Below are 20913 nucleotides of genomic sequence, written 5' to 3' on the forward strand. Positions count from 1 at the left end.
ACGCTCCATGCAAACACTGCAAAATCACTTTCTGCTCGCCATGCCGAGCCTCACGGACGCCTATTTCCAGCGCTCCCTGGTCTATCTGTGCGAACACAGCAGCGAAGGCGCCATGGGACTGGTGGTCAACATTCCGGTTGACATGTCCCTGGACGCCATGCTGACCAAGCTCAACCTCAATCCCCCCGCCACCGCCGAGATGAAACAGCCGGTGTTGCAGGGGGGACCGGTGCACGGGGATCGCGGCTTTGTGCTGCACAGCTTCCGCCCGGGCTTCAACTCCACCCTGCAGGTGAGCGACGAGATGATGGTCACCACCTCCAAGGACATCCTGGAGACCCTGGGCACCGACGAGGCGCCGGACCACTGGCTGGTGGCGCTCGGTTACGCCGGCTGGAGTGCAGGCCAGCTCGAGCAGGAGCTGGTGGATGGCGCCTGGCTGGTGATCCCCCCCAATCCCAAGCTGGTCTTCGATACCCCCATCCACCTGCGCTGGCAGCAAGCCGCCGCGAGCATTGGGGTCAACCCCCTGCACCTCTCCAGCCAGGTGGGCCATAGCTGACACCCCGGACCTCCCCTCCGGGGGAGACGGCACGCTCTCCCCCCACGAGCAGGGGGAGACAGGGAGGGGGCTTCCCCCTTCATTTATCCATCCATTTCGAGGAGACCCCATGTCATCACGCAGCATCATGGGCTTTGACTACGGCACCAAGAGCATCGGTGTCGCCATCGGCCAGGAGCTCACGGGCAGCGCCCGCCCCCTTCGCTCCCTCAAGGCCAACGACGGCATCCCCAACTGGGACGAGATAGAGAAGCTGATCAAGGAGTGGCAACCGGATCTGCTGATCGTCGGTCTGCCCCTCAACATGGATGGCACGGACCAGGAAATCACGGTGCGAGCTCGCAAGTTCGGCAATCGCCTGCACGGCCGCTTCGGCAAGCCGGTGGAGTTCAAGGACGAGCGGCTCACCACCACGGATGCCCGCACCCGCCTGTTTGAACGTGGCGGCTACAAGGCGCTGGACAAGGGGAGCGTGGACGGCGTCTCCGCCCAGCTCATCGTCGAAGCCTGGATGGAAGAGCAGTACGACTAAACCGGGGAGCCTCCTCCCCCTTGCTTCTCTTTCACCGCCCCGCTCCCCATGGGCCCGCCCCAGGCAAAACGCGTCATCCCCGCTGCGGCCAGGCCATAGAGCCGCCGGATCTCCCCCCGCAACCACATCACCTTGGCATCCTGATTGTGGCGCTTGTGCCACAGCAGGATGAAGGCGATCTCCAGCTGGGCATAGAGGGACTCTTCCAGCGGCAACGGCATGGGGATGAGGTCGGGGTGATGTCTGGCGGCATAGTCCGCGCAATATGAGGGCACCACGGCGATCAGCTCGTGGCTCTTTTGGGCGGCGATGTGCAGCGCCTGCTCGAAGCTCGCCACCATGATGGGCACCTGCCGCCTGTGGCCTTCGTCCTCCAGCAGATCGTCCAGTGCCCAGCTGTCGCTGGCCTCCCACACCACGCTCACCTGGGGGCAGGCCAGAAAGCGGGTCAGCGACCACGTCTGCCCGAGCAAGGGGTGATCCTTGCGCAGGAACACCACGGGACGATCGCAGAACAGCACCTCATGATCGATGTAATAGGGCAGCCGGTTGACCCTGGCATGGGAGCGGCCGTGGGTCTCCCGGGCGCAGAAGCCGAGATCCGCCTCCCCGTTGACGATGTCGTTGAGGGAGTGGTGATCCCAGCCCAGCATCCTGACCACGGAGTGGGGGTACTTCTGGTAGATGGTCGTGGGCAGCTCGCTCAGGAAGCTGATGCCGAAGGGGGACTCCATCACCAGACTGAAGCGGGCCCCCTCGGGGATCGCCTCGCTGTTAAGGGTGCTGATGCTCTCGGTGAGCTGGAACCAGGTCTTGAGCTCCTCTGCCAGGGTCAGGGAGAGATTGGTCGGCTGCAAGCCCTGGCGCACGCGCACGAAGAGGGGGTCCCCGAACCAGTCCCGCAGCTTGCCGAGCGCCTTGCTCACCGCCGACGGGGTGACACACAGCTTCTTGGCCGCCCCCGCCACGCTGCGCTCCTGCATCAGGTGCCTGAAGACCACCAGCAGGTTCAAATCGAGTTCACCCAGATTGCGCATCGCGTCTCTCCTATCCCCGAGCCCGTACTCGCCGTACCGCACGCCATGGTAGCAGCACCTTGACCACCAGGTAACCGAGCAGCGCCAGCAGGAGTGCTAGGATCAGCATCCAGAGCGCAGGCATCCCCAGATGGCCCATCCCCCAGATGAAGAGCCCGGACAACCCTATCTGCATGATGCAGAGCAGGGCACTGGCCGATGCCACCTGATCCCCGCACACATCCAGCGCCTCCCCCATCGCCACCCCGAACCCGCAGGAAAACCCGATGCAGACCAGGGCACATCCCGCCAGCAGCCAGGACAGGCCGCCTTCGGGCCCGCTGCTGCACAGCAGGGCGAGCAAGGCCAGCAGGTAGGCGAGGTGGGAGAGCGCCAGCACCCTTGCCTTGCCGAGCCAGCGCAGCAGCAAGGGGGTCAGGAAGGAAGCGGACATGCTCACCCCGGCCATCACCATCATCAGCCGGGTGTACTGCTCGGGAGGCAGACCGAACGTGGTCATCAGGACGAGGGGCGAGACGCTCACATAGACCAGGATGGCGGTCACGCTGGCGCTGGTCAGCAAGGCGCGTTGCATGAAGGGGGCCGTGCCCAGCAGGGCCAGCGGCGATGCCCCCGCAGGCTGGCGGGCGGTGCGGGTCTCCTTGAGCAGTCGCAGGTTGACCAGGGCACTGATGACAGCCACCAGCGCCATGCCCACGAAGATGCCGCGCCACTCGAAGTGCGACAGGATGAGATAACCGAGTACGGGAGCCAGCACCGGAATGACGCAGATCACGCCGTTGATGAGGGAGAGGGCCATCGCGAGGCGCGCCTGGCTCAGCACATCCCGCAGCACGGTGAAGGTCATGATGTAGAGCGCTCCAGCGCCCACCCCTTGCCAGAAACGCCCCAGATAAAACTGGGCGATGCCGGTTGCCTCCGCCGCCACCAGGGAGGCGACCACGAAGATGAGAGCGCCCCCCAGCACCACGTGGCGCCTGCCATGGCGATCCGCCAGCATGCCCCCCGGCAGCACGGTAACCGCCATGCCCAGCAGATAGATGGAAAAAGCGGTGTGGATCTGCGCCTCGCTCCCCTGCAGGGTTTGCGCAATGCGGGGGACGGCCACCAGATAGAGATCGATCCCGAGGGGATAGAGGATGATCATCAGAAAAGTACACAGCAGAAACATACCCATGAAGGCTCCATAGCAGCAGGTTTCACCATCACAGGTGCGCTGTCAGCGAGATTGACAACTCAATCCTGCAAAAGCAGAGGAAGATGCCGGGCACTATAGAGCGGGCGGCCTGCCGGGGCCTAGTGACGAGATGGCACTCGGTGGATGCCAATCCGGACATCTCCCGCAGGAGAGGTCCGGACTGGCATGCTCATCGACCCGCCCCCTGCCAGGTCGCCCTTGAGGGGTCGGGTCCGAAGTAACGGGCACGCCGCGATGCGACGTGCCCTCAAGGCTCAGCGAAGGCGCACCATTACCTGGCCAGTTGCGTCAGGATGGCGTGAGCCACCTTGATGCGCGCCTCGTTGGGGTAGTTGCGATTGGCCAGCATGACGATGCCAATCCCTTTGGCCGGCACGAAGGCCACATAGGCCCCGAAGCCGTTGGTCGAGCCGGTCTTGTTGAAGAGCACAGGGTGCCCTGTTGCAGCGGGCGCGGGCGCCGCCGGGTTGGCATTGTAAATCATCGCCGGGGAGTTGCCCGCCAGCAGCGTCTGCTCGCTGACGGGATAGGCGTAACGCTCCCAGCCCAGTCCCTGGGTCATCTCCCCCACCGCATACTGGCCCTGGTGAGTCAGGTCGATGGCCTGCTGCATGGCCGCATTATCCACCCCGCTGATGTTCGCCTTCACAAAGCGCAGCAGATCCGCCGAGCTGGTCTTGATGCCGTAGGCCTCGTCCGCCAGCATGCCGGGAGTGACGCGGATCGGCTTGTCCTCCTTCGAGTAGCCGTAGGCGTAGTGTCCCATGGCCTGCTCGGGCACAGTGAGGTAGGTATGGTACAGGCCAAGCCCCGGCAGGATCGTCTGCTCCATCAGGCGATCGAACGGCTGCTTCATGCTGCTCGCCGCCAGATAGCCAAAGAGCCCGATGCTGGGGTTGGCGTACTGGCGATGGGAACCCGGCGAGTAGGCTGGGGTCCACTGGCGGTAGTAGGCCTGCATCTTCTCGAGCGAATCCACCTCCTCGGGGAATTGCAGCGGCAAGCCGCCCGCGCTGTAGGTAGCCAGCTCCCCCATGGTGATGTTGTCAAAGGCGGATCCCTTGAGCCAGGGGGCGAACAGACTCGCCTTGTCATCGAGCTCGAAGCTCCCCTGCACCACGGCGTAGGCCCCCAGCGTCGCGGTCAGGGTCTTGCTCACGGAACCTATCTCGAACAGGGTCTGCTCGCTGACACCGACTGCGCGCTCCCGATCGGCCACACCGTAGTTGAAATAGTGGGCCTTGCCATCCTTGAGCACGGCCACCGCCATGCCCGGGATCCTGTGCTCCTTGAGCAGCGGCCGGATGCTGGCATCCACCACGGGGCGCAGGGGATCGGTCGCCGCCTTGTCACCGGCATGAGCCAGGCCGGCCCACATCAGGGTGGCCAGAGCGCCCCACAGGATGGATTGTCGTTGTTGCATTGCATGTCTCCTGACTGTCGTTAGCAAGGTATCGCCATGGCGGCGAGTGATGAACCCAGCATAGTCCCACGAGGTGTGCTGCCGATGAGGCTCTGTGAAGTCAGTGTGAAGCCGCCCCCTCTTTTTACCCATGAAAAAGGGGAGCCATGGCTCCCCTTCAATCACCTTGCAACGCAGGCTTATTTCTTGCCCGGGTTGTCCCAGATCCCCTCTTCCAGCTGGCTGCGCAGCTCGGGGTATTTGTTGGCATCGAAGGTCGGCACGCGGCCCACCTTGAGCTGGTCGTTGTAGTCCTTGGCCAGCTTGATGGCGACGCCGGAGAGCAGCAGGATGGCCACCAGGTTGACGATGGCCATCAGCCCCATGGAGACATCCGCCAGAGCCCACACGGTCGGCAGTTCGCCCACGGATCCGAACATCACCATGCCCAGCACGAACATCCGGAACAGCATCAGGCCACCCTTGTGGTTGTGCTCGAGGAACACCAGGTTGGTCTCCGCATAGGAGTAGTTCGCCACGATGGAGGTGAAGGCGAAGAAGAAGATGGCCGCTGCGATGAAGATGTTGCCACCGCCGCCCACCTGGGAGGAGAGCGCGCGCTGGGTCAGCTCGACACCGGTCACGCCGGAGCCCGGCTCGAACTGGCCGGACATCAGGATGATGGCGGCAGTACAGGTACAGATGACGATGGTATCGAGGAAGACCCCCAGCATCTGCACATAACCCTGGGAGGCCGGGTGCGGCGGATAGGGGGTGGCAGTGGCGGCAGCGTTGGGGGCAGAGCCCATGCCGGCCTCGTTGGAGAAGAGGCCGCGCTTGATGCCGTTGATCATCGCCTGGGAGATGGCATAGCCCATGGCGCCGGAACCTGCCTGCTCGATACCGAACGCAGACTTGATGATGAGGGCGAAGATACCCGGCAGCTCGCTGATGTTCATGAACACCACGAACAGCGCCATCAGGATATAGGCGATCGCCATGAAGGGCACCACCAGCTCGGCAAAGCGGGCGATGCCGCGAATGCCGCCGAAGATGATGAGACCGGAGAGCACCACCAGGGCCAGACCGCTCACCCAGTCAGGGATGCCGAAGGCGACGTTCATGGCCAAGCTGATGGAGTTGGCCTGCACCGCGTTGAACACCAGACCGAAGGCCAGCAGCAGGCAGAGGGAGAAGACCACTCCCATCCAGCGCATGCCGAGGCCGCGCTCCATGTAGTAGGCAGGGCCGCCGCGGTAGTTGCCATCCTCATCCTTGACCTTGTAGAGCTGGGCCAGGGTGCTCTCCACGAAGGCGGTGGCCATGCCTATGAAGGCGATCAGCCACATCCAGAAGACGGCGCCAGGGCCACCCAGATAGATGGCGACGGCCACACCGGCCAGATTGCCCGTCCCGACGCGAGCCGCCAGGCTGGTACACAGAGCCTGGAAGGAGGAGATGCCGGCGCTGTCGGATTTGCGACTGTTGCGCAGGACCGAGAACATGTGGCCGAAGTGGCGGATCTGGATAAAGCCCAGGCGGAAGGTAAAGAAGATACCGACCCCGATCAGCAGGTAAATGAGCACGGCTCCCCACATCAGGTCGTTAATCATTGCAATCAAGGTGTCCATAATTCTCTCGTTGTTATCACATCCATGGCCAGTCTGCGCTGACCGCTCTCTGTCAATTTCCGAACCAGCATTGCGCCGAAGGGGCGGAATCTAGCATAGCGAGGGAATTCAGAATAGTGACAGGGCTCACTGGGGAGACAAAAAACGAGCAATTTGATGCAAAAAAGCTTCATTTAGCACGCAATAAATCAACAAAAATTGATGCACTACCCAGCGCCCTTACAAATTAGATCCAATAGAGAACCATTTTGCAACTCATCCCATGGGGGTAAAAACCGCTGAGTGAAACGACATCAGGGAGACAAGCGTTTGCTTCTCATGCCTCATCGGCAAGGGGTTGTAACGCAAAACGTTTTACACGTAATTAAATTTCAAGTAGCTGACAGAACTATTTATGTGACCTCCCGCACAAATTCATGAATCCACCAAAATAATTGCGCTTTTCCATGTCGGAGCCAGCCGCCACACCATGAATAAAACTCGTTTTTTATCAAACACTTTCACCCGACAGCCGGTACCGCTTTCACCACCTGGCTGATTCGCATACAAGCCCCCCTATTGCAGGATGCGCCACATCCGTATTAATTAGGCAGGCAATGACGATGGGGCCTGCCCATCGCCCCTTTCTGAGCCTGAGCCGCCGGGATCTTGTAATTTAATTTCAGAACTGCCGTCTCATGCCCGCCACCCTGGGATTGCTCCCTCATAAAGAGATGATATTTGCCATGGCCGATAAATTGACTCAGCTGAAAGCCCTGACCACAGTGGTTGCCGATACCGGCGACATCGAAGCCATCAAGCGCTACCAGCCCATCGATGCCACCACCAACCCCTCTCTGGTACTCAAGGCCTCCGAGATCCCCGAGTACGCAGCCCTGATCCAGGACGCCATTGCCTGGGCCAAATCCCAGAGCCAGGACAAGGCACAGCAAATCATCGACGCAGGCGACAAGCTGGCGGTCAACATCGGCCTGGAAGTGCTGAAAATCGTCCCGGGTCGCATCTCCACCGAAGTGGACGCCCGCCTCTCCTTCGACACCGACGCCAGCATCGCCAAGGCCCGCAAGCTGATCCGCCTCTACAACGAAGCCGGTATCAGCAATGATCGCATCCTGATCAAGCTGGCCTCCACCTGGGAAGGCATCCGTGCCGCCGAGGTGCTGGAGAAAGAGGGTATCCAGTGCAACCTGACCCTGCTGTTCTCCTTCGCCCAGGCCCGCGCCTGTGCCGAAGCCGGCGCCTTCCTCATCTCCCCCTTCGTGGGCCGCATCCTCGACTGGTACAAGGCCAAGAACGGCCGTGACTACACCGCCAGTGAAGATCCGGGCGTGGTCTCCGTCACCGCCATCTACAACTACTACAAGCAGCACGACTACCCGACGGTGGTCATGGGCGCGAGCTTCCGCAACACTGGCGAAATCCTGGAACTGGCCGGCTGCGACCGCCTGACCATTGGCCCCGCTTTGCTGGAAGAGCTGAGCAAGGCCGAAGGCACCGTGGTACGCAAGCTGGACTACACCGGCGAGCGCACAGCCAAACCGGCCCCGATGACCGAAGCCGAATTCCGCTGGGAGCTGAACCAGGACGCCATGGCCGTCGAGAAACTGGGGGAAGGCATCCGCCTGTTCGCCATCGACCAGGGCAAGCTGGAAACCATGCTGGCAAGCCACCTGTAAGGCCGCTCGCCACACGGCTCTCACAGAGCGAAGTGGCGCCGCAAATACCGGGCTCCCGAAAGGGCAGCCCGGTTTTTTTGTGCCTGTTTCCGGTTGTCACAACTTCGTCATAAAAACGTTTTATTTTCAAAGGCGTCGTGTTATACGGATGGTGAAAACCATAAAACCAAGGAGGGAGCCATGGACATGTTCAACTTCGATTTTGACGAGGTCGTTGAGCTGGGTTCACGTAGCCGCGGGACAACGGGAAAAAAACGCAAATGGCGTGAGATTGAGGCGCTTAAAGACAAGCACCGCCTGCAAAAGGAGCTGCAGGCCATCGACATCGCCTATGAAGGATCGGACGACCTGGAGCTCTGATACGCCCACGTCGCCCATGTTTCACTCCAGCGAGTGGAGCCATAAAAACAGCGCCCCGGATTGACCGGGGCGCTGTTTTTATGGGTGAACCTCCTGTCAGGCTGCAGGCAGCGAGAGCTGTTTGGCCAGCGCCTGGAAGTGCTGGCTTACCTCCGCCCCGAACAGGGGATCATTGATGGCCCGGTTCTGCCAGAGCTGTTCGAGATGACGCCAGTCATCCTCGGTCAGGGAGTCGCGCAGATGGGGGAAGATGACCCCTTCCTCATAGTTCATGTGCGCCTCCTGCTGCTCGATGAACTGCTCCAGCCTAGCGGTGAACTGATCCAGCGGGATGACCGCATCCATCAGGATCATCTCCACCATCTCCTTGAGCTCGGTCCCTGCATCCAGCAGACGGGCGTGCTCCTCATGCAGCCGGTTGGCCACCTCCCCCTCCACCACCCTGTATTTCAGGTAGTAGTCATAAATCATGTCTTCCTTCGGGTGGTGGTACTTGTCGGATACCTCGCGCAGATAATCCACCACATCCCGCAGCAGGAAGTAGCTCACCGGCTGCTCATTGCGAATGGCCGTCAGCTTTTGCTTGAGCAGCGTCAGCAACCGGGTGATGTTGAGGTGGTCCTTATGCAGACTGGATAACATGGGCACTCCTTGCACTGAAATGAGAAAACGTCTGTCTCGAGTATACGGTCATTTATTGCCTGAACTTTGCACTCAATCAAGTCGGATGCAGACAGCGGCTGCACCAGCCTCTCACCACAGGAGGCACAGGGGACACCATTTCCCCTGTGCATGCACGGCGTCAGGCCGCCGGATCGGCGCAGACCGAGAGCCAGTCGATGGGACTGCGTCCTTGCTGGACCAGCAGGCGATTGGCCTCGGAGAAGTGGCCGCAACCGATGAAACCGCGATGGGCAGAGAGCGGGCTGGGATGGGGGGCGCTCAGCACATGGTGGCGCGACCGGTCGATGAAGCGCCCTTTCTTCTGGGCATGAGCGCCCCACAGCAGGAAGACAACTCCCTGGCAATGGGCATTGATCCGCTCGATGACCCGATCGGTAAAGGTCTCCCACCCCAGGTGGGCGTGAGAGTGCGCCATGCCCGCCTGTACCGTCAGCACCGTATTGAGCAGCAGCACTCCCTGTCTGGCCCAGGATTCCAGGAATCCGTGATTGGGTGTGACAAAACCCGGCAGATCCCGCTGCATCTCCTTGTAGATGTTGACGAGGGACGGCGGCGTGCGCACTCCGGGCAAGACGGAGAAACAGAGGCCGTGCGCCTGGTCCGGGCCGTGATAGGGATCCTGCCCCAGAATCACCACCTTGACGTCATCCAGCTCGGTCAGTTTGAAGGCATTGAATACCTCGGTCGCCGGGGGATAGATCACCTTGCCCGCCTCCCGCTCAGCCCTGACGGTGGCCAGGGTGTCCATGAAATACGCCTGCTCTTTCTCCGAACCAATCACATCTTTCCAGGTCAGCACACCCGTCTCCTCTCGTTGCGAATCCACTCCTTCCATCCTGGCTGGCATGCCAGCCTCTCCCCACTCCCCGCCTTCTGTCCAGCTTGGCACCGCTATCTCCTCGGTCAATAGAGCAAGGGGCTCAGGATAGGGTCCTCGCCCCCAAGACGCAACCGCATGGAGGTCAGGCTCAGCCTGGCCAGCCTGGGAAGTGGCGGCGGCGTTCACGGGCAATGACCGAGGCTGCGTCGACACAGGAATAACAGGACGTTCTTCGGACAAGCCTCATGGGCAGGCCGGTTTTCGCTGACGCCAGAAATAAACCCTAAAGGTGTAGTTAAATTACTAGATATGAATAATAAAAAATGCATAATTCATACATCTTACAAAAACAGAAAAATGATCTGTTTTTGATTCAACTCAATGATTTAATCCCTTTTAATGCGCGCAAAATGGGGTTTTATTGATTTGGATCAATTTTCGTAATATTACCGTCGTGGTATATATGGCCCCAACGAAGTAAAGGTGTAAGGCAAGGCCCCGTTAAATCATTCCTTCCAAGAGGTGGTTTAAAAACATCAGGGTAATGTGCTTACCGTTGAATCCGCTTTCCTATGAGGAGTCATACCATGATCAAGGGCATCCAAATCACCCAGTCCGCCAACGCCGCTCTGCTGAACTCTTTCTGGCTGCTGGACGAAGAGAAACAACAGGCTCGCTGCATCTGCGCCAAGGGCGACAGCTTTGCCGCCGATCAGGAAGTCAGCCTCTCCGACCTGGGTCAATTCGAATACCGTGAACTGCCGGTTCAGCAAGAGCCTGTGGTCGAAGGGGGTCAGCACCTGAACGTCAACGTACTGCGCCGCGAAACCCTGGAAGACGCCATCGCCAACCCGGAAAAATACCCGCAGCTCACCATCCGCGTCTCCGGTTACGCCGTGCGTTTCAACGCCCTGACCCCGGAGCAGCAGCGTGACGTGGTCACCCGCACCTTCACCCAGAGCCTGTAAGGCGCCCTGCGTAAAGAGATAAAAAAACGGCCCCCTAGGGCCGTTTTTTCATGGGTGATGATCACCGCCGGAACCTGGCTCAGCTTCGCAGGTCCACCGGCCTTGCCACCACGGGTTTCGCCAGGGCGTCCTGCATGGTGGCCTCGTCGAGCTGATCGCAGTAACGAGCTACCACCAGGGTCGCCACCCCGTTGCCGATGAGGTTGGTCAGGGCGCGCGCCTCCGACATGAAGCGATCAATCCCGAGGATCAGCGCCAGCCCGGCCAGCGGCAGATGCCCTACCGCCGAGATGGTGGCTGCCAGCACGATGAAGCCACTCCCCGTGACTCCGGCCGCCCCCTTGGAGGAGATAAGCAGCACCACCAGCAGGGTGAGCTGATGGAACAGGTCCAGCGGGGTGTTGGTCGCCTGGGCGATGAAGACGGCTGCCATGGTCAGATAGATGGAGGTACCGTCCAGGTTGAATGAGTAACCGGTCGGGATCACCAGACCCACCACCGATTTCTTGCAGCCCAGCGCCTCCATTTTCACCAGCATGCGCGGCAATACGGATTCCGACGAGGATGTTCCGAGCACGATCAACAGCTCTTCCCGGATATAGGCAATAAAGCGCACAATGCTGAAGCCATTGGCTTTGGCGATACTGCCGAGCACCATGAAAATAAACAGCAGGCAGGTCAGATAGAAGCTAGCAATTAATTGCCCCAGCTGCACCAAAGAACCAATACCGTATTTCCCTATGGTAAATGCCATGGCGCCAAATGCCCCGATCGGCGCCAGTTTCATGATCATGTTGATGATGCCGAAAATAACCTGGGAGAAACCATCGATGATATTGAAGATGGGTTTTCCCTTCTCCCCGATATGATGCAGGGAAAATCCGAACAGGACGGCAAACAGCAACACCTGGAGTATATTGCCGCCGGCAAAGGCACCGATGACGCTGGCCGGTATCACATCCAGCAGGAAGGGAATTATCCCCTGGGACTGGGCCTGATCCGCATAGACGGAGATGGCGCTGGCGTCGAGTGAGGAGGGATCCACATTCATACCGGCCCCTGGCTGCAGCACGTTGACCACGCACAGACCGATGATCAGGGCCAGGGTGCTCACCACTTCAAAATAGATCAGCGCAATGGCACCGGTTTTGCCCACCGCCTTCATGCTTTCCATGCCGGCAATGCCGGTGACCACGGTACAAAAAATGACGGGGGCGATGATCATCTTGATTAATTTAACGAAGCCATCACCAAGGGGTTTCATATCTGCGCCCAGACTCGGATAGACATGTCCCAGACATATTCCGATGGTGATTGCCAATATCACCTGAAAATAGAGGCTACTGACAATTTTCTTGTGCATGCTCAACGTCCTGTTAATAAGTGTGACTCCACTGACAGCAAATAACGCATGCAGCAGTCTGCGGCGAGAAATAGGGTTATCTCACCCGCTTCATACCTTTTTGCCATCCTGACGGTCGCTACTTTTGCATGTCATAAGAAGCAAATAAGAGACATCAATCACACAATATATTTAACATCATTAACGCCACGGAAACATGGTCGCAATGGACGCCGAAGAGCACCAAATGAAAATGACGGAAATAAAAATGCCCCGCATGGCGGGGCATTTTTGATAGTAAAAATCGCGATCAGGCGGAGGTATCGAGGGGCTCGAAGCCCTTGACGAGATCGTCGATGGCCTTCATCTGCTTGAGGAAGCCTTCCAGCTTCTCCAGCGGCAGGGCGCTCGGGCCGTCGCAGCGGGCAATTTTCGGATCCGGGTGGGATTCGATAAAGAGACCGGCCAGGCCCACCGCCATGCCGGCACGGGCCAGCTCGGTCACCTGCTCGCGGCGACCGCCGGAGGCCGCTCCCAGGGGATCACGGCACTGCAGGGAGTGGGTGACGTCAAAGATGACCGGATAGCCGCCGGTGCTCTTCTTCATGACGCCCAGGCCCAGCATGTCCACCACCAGGTTGTCATAGCCGAAGTTGGCACCGCGCTCGCAGAGGATCAGGCGATCGTTGCCACACTCCTCGAACTTGTCGGTGATGTTCTTCATCTGGCTTGGGCTCAGGAATTGCGGCTTCTTGATGTTGATGACGTTGCCGGTGCGGGCCATGGCCTCCACCAGATCGGTCTGGCGCGCCAGGAAGGCGGGCAGCTGGATGACGTCGACCACCTCGGCGACCGGTTTGGCCTGATGGGGCTCATGCAGATCGGAGATCACCGGCATGCCGAAGGTCGCTTTCAGCTCCTGGAAGATCTTCATCCCCTCTTCCAGACCCGGGCCGCGATAGGAGTGGATGGAGGAGCGGTTGGCCTTGTCCCAGCTCGCCTTGAACACGAACGGGATGCCGAGCTTGCTGGTCACTTCCACGTACTTCTCGCACACCGCCATCGCCATGTCGCGGGATTCCAGCACGTTCATGCCGCCGAACAGCACGAAAGGTTTGTCGTTGGCGACGTCGATCTGGTTGACCTTGATATTCTTCTGTTCCATCTCAGGGATCCTTAATGGAGGGGTTTGGGACTGAGGTCCAGGGTGGCCAGCTGGGTTTTCAGCACATCGGCCACGGGATCATCAGGGCATTGTTCAATAAAGTATTCGAAATCGTCGGCGGCAAAGCGCGGGCAATCGAGTTGCTCATAGATGAAGCCCCGATCCCGCGTCTCCAGCGGATCGCCGGGCTTCATGCGCAGCAGCAGCTCGCTGCAGCGCAACGCCTCCGTCATGCGCTCCTCGCGCAGCAGGGCGCCCTTGCTGACATTGAGCAAGCGCTCGATGATCTCCCACTGCCCCGATGGCTGCAGATGATCATCGCTCAGACTCGCCAGGTTGCCGAGGGCACCGCGCAGCAGCAGTTCGATGCGGTGCCGGCTCAGTTCATCACCGTTGAAGGGGTCCACATAGACCTCCCCGTCCAGACCGACAAAACTCAGGAGGAAATGGCCGGGGAAGCAGATCCCCTCCACATCCAGCCCTATCTTGCGACCCAGCTGGATGAGGAGGATGCCGAGACTGACCGGGATCCCCTTGCGCCTTGCCAGCACCTGGTCCAGATCGCAGTTGGCGGACGAGAAGTAATCCTGCCAGTCGCCACGAAAGCCCAGGGTCTGGTAGAAACCCTGCAACAGCTGACGGCGCACCTCGTCGCAGTCTCCCTCGGCAATCGTTTCGTCCAGCCAGGCATCGAGGAGGGCAAGCTCGGCCTCTCCCGTGCCGCCATGGCCCCGGATCTCGTCGCTCACCGACAGCGCCAGCTCGGCCAGATCGTGAGCCTCGAAGTCGGTCCACTCATCCACACGTATCATCGTCATCCTTCCTAGCCGAACAGGCTGGCCTGCTTTTGCACCGCAAGCTTGGCGATAAAGAAGATCCACCCCAGTGCGCCCAGGAAGGCAAACCAGCGGATGCCGTTGCTGCGGGCCAGGCGCAGCGCCATCATGGCCAGAAACGCCACCACCAGGATGGACGTCAGCTTCTCGGCCAGCCAGGGGATGGCGTTGTTGAGGGGGTTGAGACCCAGCACCATGCAGAGCAGCAGACCGGAGAGCACCACCAGGCCGTTGAGCCAGCCGCTGATCTTGAGGGTGCGGGCGCCCCCTGCCAGCGCGGAGCCGGTCTGCAACCAGTAAAAGCGCAGGATAAACATCAGCACGGCCCCGGCAATCAGGGTGAGGTGCAGATGCTTGAGAACAACATACATAAGATTTCCTTGAACAGGGGCAGACCGGGCCCGCCCGTCATATCACTGAGCCAGGCGCCCCAGGGTCACCCGTTCGTTATCGCCGTAATCGCGCACGGTTTCCACCTGGACGTAGCCTTGTTGCAGCAGGAGTTGACGCACCGCCTCCCCCTGATCCCAGCCGTGTTCCAGCAACAGCCAGCCACCAGGCACCAGATGGGCGGGCGCCTGGGTGACGATGAGGCGGATATCCGCCAGCCCCTGCTCCTCCGCCACCAGGGCGGAGCGCGGCTCGAAACGCACGTCCCCCTCGTGAAGATGGGGGTCCGTCCCGTCGATATAGGGCGGGTTGGAGACGATCATCGCAAAGCGCGGTGCATCCGAGAGCGGCGCAAACCAGCTGCCGTCGCGCACTTCGATGGGCAACCCCAGGGCGGCGCTGTTGGTGCGGGCCAACGCGGCCGCGGCCGGCATCCTGTCCACAGCCCATACATCGGCATCCGGTCGCTCAGACTTGAGCGCAAGGGCGATGGCACCGGTGCCCGTGCCCAGATCCAGCAGGGCGCAGGGGCCGCCCGGCAGGCGGGCCAGCGCCTGTTCCACCAGCACCTCGGTATCGGGGCGCGGGATCAGGGTGGCCGGGCTCACTTTCAGCGGCAGCGACCAGAACTCCCGCTCACCAATGAGATGGGCAATGGGCTCACCATTGAGGCGACGGGCAAGCCAGCCCGCCAGGGTCGCCTGCTGGGCGGCATCGAGCTCGTGCTCCGGCCAGGTCATCAGATAGCTGCGCCGGCAATCCAGCAGATGACAGAGCAGGGCATCGGCGTCGGCACGGGGGGATTCCCCGGAGGCCAGGGTCGCCATGATATGGGCACGGGCCTGCTGGATCTGCATCAGTTGCTCTCGGCCAGGGAGGCGAGCTGATCCGCCTGATACTCCTGCACCAGGGGGGTGATCACGCAGTCCAGATCCCCTTCCAGGATGTCGCCCAGACGATAGAGGGTGAGGTTGATCCGGTGCTCGGAGAGACGCCCCTGGGGATAGTTGTAGGTGCGGATGCGCTCGGAGCGATCCCCGGAGCCCACCAGGTTGCGGCGGGTACTCTGCTCGGCGGCGCGGTGGCGTTCGTCCTCGGCCGCCTGCAGGCGGGCGGAGAGCACCGACATCGCCTTGGCGCGGTTCTTGTGCTGGGAGCGCTCGTCCTGGCACTCCACCACCAGCCCGGTGGGCAGGTGGGTGATGCGGATGGCGGAGTCGGTCTTGTTGACGTGCTGGCCGCCGGCACCGGAGGCGCGGAAGGTGTCGATTTTCAGCTCGGAGGGGTTGATCTCCACCTGCTCGGCTTCCGGCACTTCCGGCAGCACGGCCACGGTACAGGCGGAGGTGTGCACCCGGCCCTGGGATTCGGTCTCGGGGACTCGCTGCACCCGGTGGCCGCCGGACTCGAACTTGAGGCGGCCGTAGACGTGCTCACCATCCACCTTGGCGATCACCTCCTTGTAGCCACCGTGTTCGCCGTCATTGCAGCTGACGATGGAGACACGCCACCCCTGACGCTCGGCGTAGCGGGAGTACATGCGGAACAGATCCCCCGCGAAAATGGCCGCTTCGTCGCCACCGGCACCGGCGCGGATCTCCAGATAGCAGTTGTTGTCATCCTTGGGGTCGCGCGGCAACAGCATCACCTGAAGCGCCTGCTCCTGCTCCTCGAAGGTCGCCTTGGCGAGCGGCAGTTCCTCCTGCGCCATCTCCCGCAGCTCGGCATCCTCTTCCTCCAGCATCAGCCGGGTGGTCTCGAGGTTCTCTTCGGCCTGGCGGAAACGCTGGAAGGCGTGAACGATATCTTCCAGCTGGGCGTATTCCCGGGTCAGGGCGCGGTATCTGTCCTGATCCGAGGCGACCCCGGGCTCCCCGAGCAGGGCCTGTACTTCTTCATGGCGCTCGATGAGGCCTTCCAGCTTTCTGATCAATGAGGGGTTCATGACTCTTGGATTCTCGATGGAGGACGGGACGGCAAAGGGCCGTCCCAACACTATGATTCTTGTGACAATCCCAGCACCTGACGCAGTTGGGCCAGCTTGTGGCTGTCCCCCTGGGCGGCGGCCTGGCGCAGGGCCTGGGTCGGTGCGTGGATCAGCTTGTTGGTGAGGCGATGGGCCATGGCCTTGAGCGCCTGCTCGGCATTTTCACCCTGTTGCAGGGCCAGCAGGGCCCGCTGCAACTCTTCGTCGGCGACCTGCTGTGACTGATGGCGATAATCGCGAATGAGATCCACCGAGTGCTGGCTGCGATACCAACCCATGAACTCGTCGCGCTCTTCCTGCACGATGAGTTCCGCCTCGGCGGCCGCCCGCTTGCGGGTCTCCAGGTTCTGCTCGATGATGCCCTGCAGATCGTCCACCGTGTAGAGATAGGCATCGGAGAGCTCGTCCACCTCGGCTTCGATGTCGCGGGGCACGGCGATGTCCACCAGGAACATGGGCTTGAAGCGACGCGCCTTGAGCGCCCGCTCCACCATGCCCTTGCCGATGATGGGCAGGGGGCTTGCCGTGGAGCTGATGACGATGTCCGCCTCGTGCAGGTAGTCCGGGATCTCTTCGAGCGTCATTACCTGGGCACCGAACTCCTCTGCCAGCAACTGGGCCCGTTGCAGGGTGCGGTTCGCCACCATCATCCGGGTCACGCTCTGCTCGCGCAGGTGGCGGGCCACCAGTTCGATGGTTTCGCCGGCGCCCACCAGCAGCACCTTGGTCTGGGAGAGATCGGAGAAGATACGGCGGGCCAGGCTCACGGCGGCGAAGGCTACCGACACCGCGCTGGCGCCGATCTCGGTGTCAGTGCGCACCCGTTTGGCCACCGAGAAGGATTTCTGGAACAGGCGCTCCAGGGATCCTTTCACCGCATCCGCCTGCTGGGCGTGGGCGTAGGATTGCTTGATCTGCCCCAGGATCTGCGGCTCCCCGAGCACCAGGGAGTCGAGGCCGCAGGCCACCCGCATCAGGTGTCGCACCGCTTCCTCGTCCTGGTGCCGGTAGATGGCGGAGAGCACCTCGCTCGCCTCCAGCGCGTGGAACCGCTGCAACCAGTTCAGCACCTGCTCCCCCTGCCCCTGCTCCAGGCTGCAATAGAGCTCGGTGCGGTTGCAGGTGGAGACGATCACCGCCTCGCTGACGCCAGGCTGCTCCACCAGCTCACGCAGGGCGCGATCGATGCGGTCCGGGCCAAAGGCGACCCGCTCCCGCAAGGCGACACTGGCGGTGTTGTGGTTGATTCCGAGGGCAAGCAGACTCATGGGTGGGTGATGATCGTTTCATGCACAGGGTGTAGAGGCCGACAATTGTACGAGAAAGGGTAAGTCTTTAAAAGCAATACGGCCGCCCCTTATACTGTCGCAAACCTCATCTGCGGAGCTCCACCTTGTTGTTGCGTATCTTCTCCCTCGCCTGCCTGCTGGTGCTGGCGGGCTGTACCACCACCCAACCCCAGCGGGATCAGGTCAACTGGCAGCAGGAGCGCGCCCGCCTCGAACGCCTCACACACTGGCAGTTGTCGGGCAAGATGGCCATCATCACCGCCCGCCAGAAGGGCAGCGCCCGCCTCAACTGGCAGCAAAACGGCGACGACTATCGCCTCAACCTCACCAGCCTCATCGGCACCCATATTCTGGAACTCTCCCGCACCGGCGGCGAGGTGACTCTGCTCGACAACGACGGAAAACAGCACCAGAGCCAGGATGCCGAGCTCCTGGTCTATCAGCTCACCGGCTGGCACATTCCGGTGGCCGGGCTGCCTGAGTGGATCAAGGGATTGCCGGGGCAGGCCGAATTCGAGCTCAACCCCGATGCCAGCCTCGCCAGCGTGCGCGACGGCCAGTGGCAGATCGTCTACGGGGACTATCGGGATCAGGACGGCTATCGCCTGCCCCACCTGCTCACCATGACCGGGCAGGAGAGCCGTCTCAAGCTGCAGATCAACGAGTGGACCCTGGCACCATGATGCACGACCAGACGCCGATCCGCTGGCCCGCCCCGGCCAAGCTCAACCTCTTCCTGCACGTCAATGGCCGCCGCCCCGATGGCTACCACGAACTGCAGACCCTCTTCATCTTCCTCAACCACGGCGACTGGCTCGAATTCGAGCCGATCCCCGGCAGCGACCAGCTCACCTTGAGCCCGGCCATTCCCGGCGTGCCCGATGAACAGAACCTCATCATCCGGGCTGCGCGACTGTTGCAGAGCCGGTTGGCCAGTCCGCAGGGAGCCCATATCCGGCTGGAGAAGGTACTGCCCATGGGCGGTGGCATCGGGGGCGGCTCGTCGGACGCGGCCACCACCCTCGTGGCCTTGAACCACCTCTGGCAAGCCGGCTTGAGTGAAGACGAGCTGGCCGAGCTCGGCGTGCAGTTGGGCGCCGACGTGCCGGTGTTCGTGCGGGGCAAGGCCGCCTTCGCCGAAGGCGTGGGGGAGCGGTTGCAACAGATCGAGGTGCCGGATGCCTGGTACCTGGTACTCAAGCCGGATTGCCATGTGGCCACCGCCGCCGTGTTCCAGGATCCCGACCTGCCCCGCAACACCCCCAAGATGACCCTGGACAATCTGCTGGCAGGAGAGTGGAAAAACGATTGCGAGCTGCTGGTGAAAAAGCGCCACCCCGAGGTTGCCAATGCGCTCGGCTGGTTGCTAGAATACGCGCCGTCAAGAATGACGGGCACTGGCGCCTGCGTCTTTGCTCGATTTGAAGACGAAATGGCTGCTCGGAAGGTGTTGGCAAGAGTGCCGGAAGGCTGGGATGGGTTTGTCGCCAAGGGCGAGAACATATCACCACTCTTCGTCACTTTGCAACAAGTGAGTGATTGGGGTATCGCCAAGCGGTAAGGCAGCGGGTTTTGATCTCGCCATTCCTAGGTTCGAATCCTAGTACCCCAGCCAACTCTCTCCTTGTTGAGGCCGTATCGGGAGGTGTTGACCTCGTCGATGTGTCTTGGGCCAATCTGACGCGATGGCGCTCAAGGTGGATTCCCGTCCACCCACCCTGCGGGTGATGAGACGCCATCCTCGACATCGCCCAGAGACCTTGTCCGTCATCTTGCTAAATCGTTTGCCCCCAAACGATACGGGTCTAAAATCAGACTCCCCACATACTGGATGCAACCCCGAGGTTTCAAACCGTGCCTGACATGAAGCTGTTTGCTGGTAACGCAACGCCGGAACTAGCCCAGAAGATCGCAGATCGCCTGTTTATCAAACTCGGCAATGCTGCCGTAGGTCGCTTTAGCGACGGCGAGATCAGCGTACAGATCAACGAGAATGTACGCGGTGGCGATATCTTCATCATTCAATCCACCTGTGCCCCGACCAACGACAATTTGATGGAATTGATCGTCATGGTGGATGCACTGCGTCGTGCTTCAGCTGGCCGTATCACTGCCGTTATCCCCTACTTTGGTTATGCCCGTCAGGACCGCCGCGTCCGCTCCGCCCGTGTGCCCATCACCGCCAAGGTCGTCGCCGACTTCCTCTCCAGCGTGGGTGTGGACCGTGTGCTGACCGTTGACCTGCATGCCGAGCAGATCCAGGGCTTCTTCGACGTCCCCGTCGACAACGTGTTCGGCAGCCCGGTGCTGCTGGAAGACATGAAGGCCAAGAACCTCGAATCCCCCGTGGTCGTGTCACCGGACATCGGCGGCGTGGTCCGTGCCCGTGCCATCGCCAAGCTGCTGGACGACACCGACATCGCCATCATCGACAAGCGTCGTCCCCGTCCGAACGTCTCCCAGGTCATGCACCTGATCGGCGACGTGGCTGGTCGTGACTGCGTCATCGTCGACGACATGATCGACACCGGCGGCACCCTGTGCAAAGCGGCCGAAGCGCTGAAAGAGCGTGGTGCCAAGCGCGTGTTCGCCTATGCGACCCACCCTGTCTTCTCCGGCACCGCCGTTGAAAACATCAAGAATTCGGTCATCGACGAGCTGATCATCACCGACTCCATCCCGCTCACCCCGGAGATGAAGGCCGTCGGCAAGGTCAAGCAGCTGACCCTCTCCTCCGTGCTGGCCGAAGCGATTCGCCGCATCAGCAACGAAGAGTCCATCTCTGCCATGTTCGAGCATTGATAGACCCTGTCGTGACAAAAACCGCCGAATGGCGGTTTTTGTTTTTTTGGGTGCCTGGCGCCAGCCGCCAGCCTCCACTCGGCAAGAGACGAAAACCTCGGACGAGCCACCCCACCCGAGCCCTTCTGTCCGGCTTTTCCCCGACCTTGCCGCACTTTGGTTGAGTGATCGCCACTCGGCGGCTAGAATATTGCGTCCCATTGCCCCGGGTCATCCGCCCATGGCAAGTAGC

The 20913-nt window shown here is 61.1% G+C and carries 21 protein-coding genes and 1 tRNA gene; 9 read left to right on the forward strand and 13 right to left on the reverse strand.

What is annotated here, in order from left to right:
• Positions 1-7 precede the first annotated feature (7 nt).
• Positions 8-562 (forward strand): YqgE/AlgH family protein, encoded by a 555-nt coding sequence (locus ACPW74_RS13765; protein WP_010673864.1) that lies wholly within the window; start codon positions 8-10, stop codon positions 560-562.
• Positions 563-671: 109 nt separating this feature from the next.
• On the forward strand, positions 672-1094 hold the full coding sequence (ruvX, locus tag ACPW74_RS13770; RefSeq protein ID WP_319892718.1) for a Holliday junction resolvase RuvX: 423 nt from the start codon (positions 672-674) through the stop codon (positions 1092-1094).
• Here the strand turns inward: ruvX and yidZ are convergent.
• From yidZ to ACPW74_RS13790, 4 genes are all read right to left on the reverse strand, one after another.
• Entirely contained in the window at positions 1091-2131 is a 1041-nt protein-coding gene (yidZ, locus tag ACPW74_RS13775; protein WP_069651514.1) for an HTH-type transcriptional regulator YidZ, read from the reverse strand. The two genes, ruvX and yidZ, sit on opposite strands and share 4 nt — an antisense overlap.
• Before the next feature lie 10 nt (positions 2132-2141).
• Positions 2142-3308, reverse strand: a complete 1167-nt coding sequence (locus tag ACPW74_RS13780; RefSeq protein ID WP_319892720.1) for an MdtL family multidrug efflux MFS transporter — start codon at positions 3306-3308, stop codon at positions 2142-2144.
• Between the two features lie 292 nt (positions 3309-3600).
• Positions 3601-4752 (reverse strand): CMY-1/MOX family class C beta-lactamase, encoded by a 1152-nt coding sequence (gene blaMOX, locus ACPW74_RS13785; protein WP_319892722.1) that lies wholly within the window; start codon positions 4750-4752, stop codon positions 3601-3603.
• A 179-nt stretch (positions 4753-4931) separates the two neighbouring features.
• Positions 4932-6362, reverse strand: coding sequence for an alanine/glycine:cation symporter family protein (locus ACPW74_RS13790; RefSeq protein WP_043155782.1), 1431 nt, complete (start codon positions 6360-6362; stop codon positions 4932-4934).
• Positions 6363-7087: 725 nt separating this feature from the next.
• On the opposite strand from ACPW74_RS13790, the gene tal reads away from it, so the two are divergent.
• Together tal and ACPW74_RS13800 are read left to right on the forward strand one after the other, a co-directional pair.
• Positions 7088-8038 (forward strand): transaldolase, encoded by a 951-nt coding sequence (tal, locus tag ACPW74_RS13795; protein WP_010673859.1) that lies wholly within the window; start codon positions 7088-7090, stop codon positions 8036-8038.
• Positions 8039-8218: 180 nt separating this feature from the next.
• On the forward strand, positions 8219-8398 hold the full coding sequence (locus ACPW74_RS13800) for a DUF3545 family protein (protein WP_010673858.1): 180 nt from the start codon (positions 8219-8221) through the stop codon (positions 8396-8398).
• Between the two features lie 96 nt (positions 8399-8494).
• On the opposite strand, the gene ACPW74_RS13805 is transcribed toward ACPW74_RS13800, so the two are convergent.
• Together ACPW74_RS13805 and ung are read right to left on the reverse strand one after the other, a co-directional pair.
• Entirely contained in the window at positions 8495-9040 is a 546-nt protein-coding gene (locus tag ACPW74_RS13805; protein WP_104452495.1) for a hemerythrin domain-containing protein, read from the reverse strand.
• A 160-nt stretch (positions 9041-9200) separates the two neighbouring features.
• Positions 9201-9881 carry a uracil-DNA glycosylase gene (gene ung / locus ACPW74_RS13810; protein ID WP_010673856.1) on the reverse strand — a complete coding sequence of 227 codons (681 nt, stop codon included), beginning with the start codon at positions 9879-9881 and terminating at the stop codon, positions 9201-9203.
• 608 nt (positions 9882-10489) lie between these two features.
• Between ung and grcA the strand changes: the two genes are divergently transcribed.
• On the forward strand, positions 10490-10870 hold the full coding sequence (gene grcA, locus ACPW74_RS13815; protein ID WP_010673855.1) for an autonomous glycyl radical cofactor GrcA: 381 nt from the start codon (positions 10490-10492) through the stop codon (positions 10868-10870).
• Positions 10871-10949: 79 nt separating this feature from the next.
• Here the strand turns inward: grcA and ACPW74_RS13820 are convergent, their stop codons facing one another.
• From ACPW74_RS13820 to hemA, 7 genes are all read right to left on the reverse strand, one after another.
• Positions 10950-12233 carry a dicarboxylate/amino acid:cation symporter gene (locus tag ACPW74_RS13820; RefSeq protein ID WP_143237217.1) on the reverse strand — a complete coding sequence of 428 codons (1284 nt, stop codon included), beginning with the start codon at positions 12231-12233 and terminating at the stop codon, positions 10950-10952.
• A gap of 289 nt (positions 12234-12522) precedes the next feature.
• Positions 12523-13377: a 3-deoxy-8-phosphooctulonate synthase gene (gene kdsA, locus ACPW74_RS13825; RefSeq protein ID WP_039039605.1), complete on the reverse strand. Its 855-nt coding sequence runs from the start codon at positions 13375-13377 to the stop codon at positions 12523-12525.
• 11 nt (positions 13378-13388) lie between these two features.
• On the reverse strand, positions 13389-14189 hold the full coding sequence (locus ACPW74_RS13830; RefSeq protein WP_319892725.1) for a SirB1 family protein: 801 nt from the start codon (positions 14187-14189) through the stop codon (positions 13389-13391).
• 11 nt (positions 14190-14200) lie between these two features.
• Positions 14201-14584, reverse strand: a complete 384-nt coding sequence (locus tag ACPW74_RS13835; protein ID WP_266139506.1) for a SirB2 family protein — start codon at positions 14582-14584, stop codon at positions 14201-14203.
• Positions 14585-14626: 42 nt separating this feature from the next.
• Positions 14627-15460, reverse strand: a complete 834-nt coding sequence (gene prmC, locus ACPW74_RS13840) for a peptide chain release factor N(5)-glutamine methyltransferase (protein ID WP_039039602.1) — start codon at positions 15458-15460, stop codon at positions 14627-14629.
• Entirely contained in the window at positions 15460-16548 is a 1089-nt protein-coding gene (gene prfA, locus ACPW74_RS13845; RefSeq protein WP_048207166.1) for a peptide chain release factor 1, read from the reverse strand. Before prfA ends, prmC begins: the two co-directional genes overlap by 1 nt.
• Positions 16549-16598: 50 nt before the next feature.
• Positions 16599-17858 carry a glutamyl-tRNA reductase gene (gene hemA / locus ACPW74_RS13850; RefSeq protein WP_041212583.1) on the reverse strand — a complete coding sequence of 420 codons (1260 nt, stop codon included), beginning with the start codon at positions 17856-17858 and terminating at the stop codon, positions 16599-16601.
• A 125-nt stretch (positions 17859-17983) separates the two neighbouring features.
• Between hemA and lolB the strand changes: the two genes are divergently transcribed.
• The 4 genes from lolB to ACPW74_RS13870 all read left to right on the forward strand — a co-directional run bounded on the left by lolB (position 17984) and on the right by ACPW74_RS13870 (position 20681).
• Positions 17984-18562, forward strand: a complete 579-nt coding sequence (gene lolB / locus ACPW74_RS13855) for a lipoprotein insertase outer membrane protein LolB (RefSeq protein WP_039039599.1) — start codon at positions 17984-17986, stop codon at positions 18560-18562.
• On the forward strand, positions 18562-19440 hold the full coding sequence (gene ispE / locus ACPW74_RS13860) for a 4-(cytidine 5'-diphospho)-2-C-methyl-D-erythritol kinase (protein ID WP_052814546.1): 879 nt from the start codon (positions 18562-18564) through the stop codon (positions 19438-19440). The genes lolB and ispE overlap by 1 nt, the downstream gene beginning before the upstream one ends.
• Positions 19420-19494 (forward strand) — tRNA-Gln (locus tag ACPW74_RS13865). The genes ispE and ACPW74_RS13865 overlap by 21 nt, the downstream gene beginning before the upstream one ends.
• A gap of 239 nt (positions 19495-19733) precedes the next feature.
• On the forward strand, positions 19734-20681 hold the full coding sequence (locus ACPW74_RS13870; RefSeq protein ID WP_010673845.1) for a ribose-phosphate pyrophosphokinase: 948 nt from the start codon (positions 19734-19736) through the stop codon (positions 20679-20681).
• Positions 20682-20913: the final 232 nt, after the last annotated feature.

The organism is Aeromonas sp. INTO2, assembly GCF_049860605.1.
Classification (GTDB): domain Bacteria; phylum Pseudomonadota; class Gammaproteobacteria; order Enterobacterales; family Aeromonadaceae; genus Aeromonas; species Aeromonas caviae.

Excerpts from the sequence above, each read along its gene's own strand:
- ACPW74_RS13805 (WP_104452495.1), bottom strand. The coding sequence starts at position 9,040 with ATGTTATCCAGTCTGCATAAGGACCACCTCAACATCACCCGGTTGCTG.
- ACPW74_RS13830 (WP_319892725.1), bottom strand. The coding sequence starts at position 14,189 with ATGATACGTGTGGATGAGTGGACCGACTTCGAGGCTCACGATCTGGCC.
- ACPW74_RS13835 (WP_266139506.1), bottom strand. The coding sequence starts at position 14,584 with ATGTATGTTGTTCTCAAGCATCTGCACCTCACCCTGATTGCCGGGGCC.
- grcA (WP_010673855.1), top strand. The coding sequence starts at position 10,490 with ATGATCAAGGGCATCCAAATCACCCAGTCCGCCAACGCCGCTCTGCTG.
- hemA (WP_041212583.1), bottom strand. The coding sequence starts at position 17,858 with ATGAGTCTGCTTGCCCTCGGAATCAACCACAACACCGCCAGTGTCGCC.
- kdsA (WP_039039605.1), bottom strand. The coding sequence starts at position 13,377 with ATGGAACAGAAGAATATCAAGGTCAACCAGATCGACGTCGCCAACGAC.
- ruvX (WP_319892718.1), top strand. The coding sequence starts at position 672 with ATGTCATCACGCAGCATCATGGGCTTTGACTACGGCACCAAGAGCATC.
- ispE (WP_052814546.1), top strand. The coding sequence starts at position 18,562 with ATGCACGACCAGACGCCGATCCGCTGGCCCGCCCCGGCCAAGCTCAAC.
- ACPW74_RS13800 (WP_010673858.1), top strand. The coding sequence starts at position 8,219 with ATGGACATGTTCAACTTCGATTTTGACGAGGTCGTTGAGCTGGGTTCA.
- yidZ (WP_069651514.1), bottom strand. The coding sequence starts at position 2,131 with ATGCGCAATCTGGGTGAACTCGATTTGAACCTGCTGGTGGTCTTCAGG.
- tal (WP_010673859.1), top strand. The coding sequence starts at position 7,088 with ATGGCCGATAAATTGACTCAGCTGAAAGCCCTGACCACAGTGGTTGCC.
- ACPW74_RS13820 (WP_143237217.1), bottom strand. The coding sequence starts at position 12,233 with ATGCACAAGAAAATTGTCAGTAGCCTCTATTTTCAGGTGATATTGGCA.
- prfA (WP_048207166.1), bottom strand. The coding sequence starts at position 16,548 with ATGAACCCCTCATTGATCAGAAAGCTGGAAGGCCTCATCGAGCGCCAT.
- ACPW74_RS13765 (WP_010673864.1), top strand. The coding sequence starts at position 8 with ATGCAAACACTGCAAAATCACTTTCTGCTCGCCATGCCGAGCCTCACG.
- blaMOX (WP_319892722.1), bottom strand. The coding sequence starts at position 4,752 with ATGCAACAACGACAATCCATCCTGTGGGGCGCTCTGGCCACCCTGATG.
- ACPW74_RS13780 (WP_319892720.1), bottom strand. The coding sequence starts at position 3,308 with ATGGGTATGTTTCTGCTGTGTACTTTTCTGATGATCATCCTCTATCCC.
- prmC (WP_039039602.1), bottom strand. The coding sequence starts at position 15,460 with ATGCAGATCCAGCAGGCCCGTGCCCATATCATGGCGACCCTGGCCTCC.
- ACPW74_RS13790 (WP_043155782.1), bottom strand. The coding sequence starts at position 6,362 with ATGGACACCTTGATTGCAATGATTAACGACCTGATGTGGGGAGCCGTG.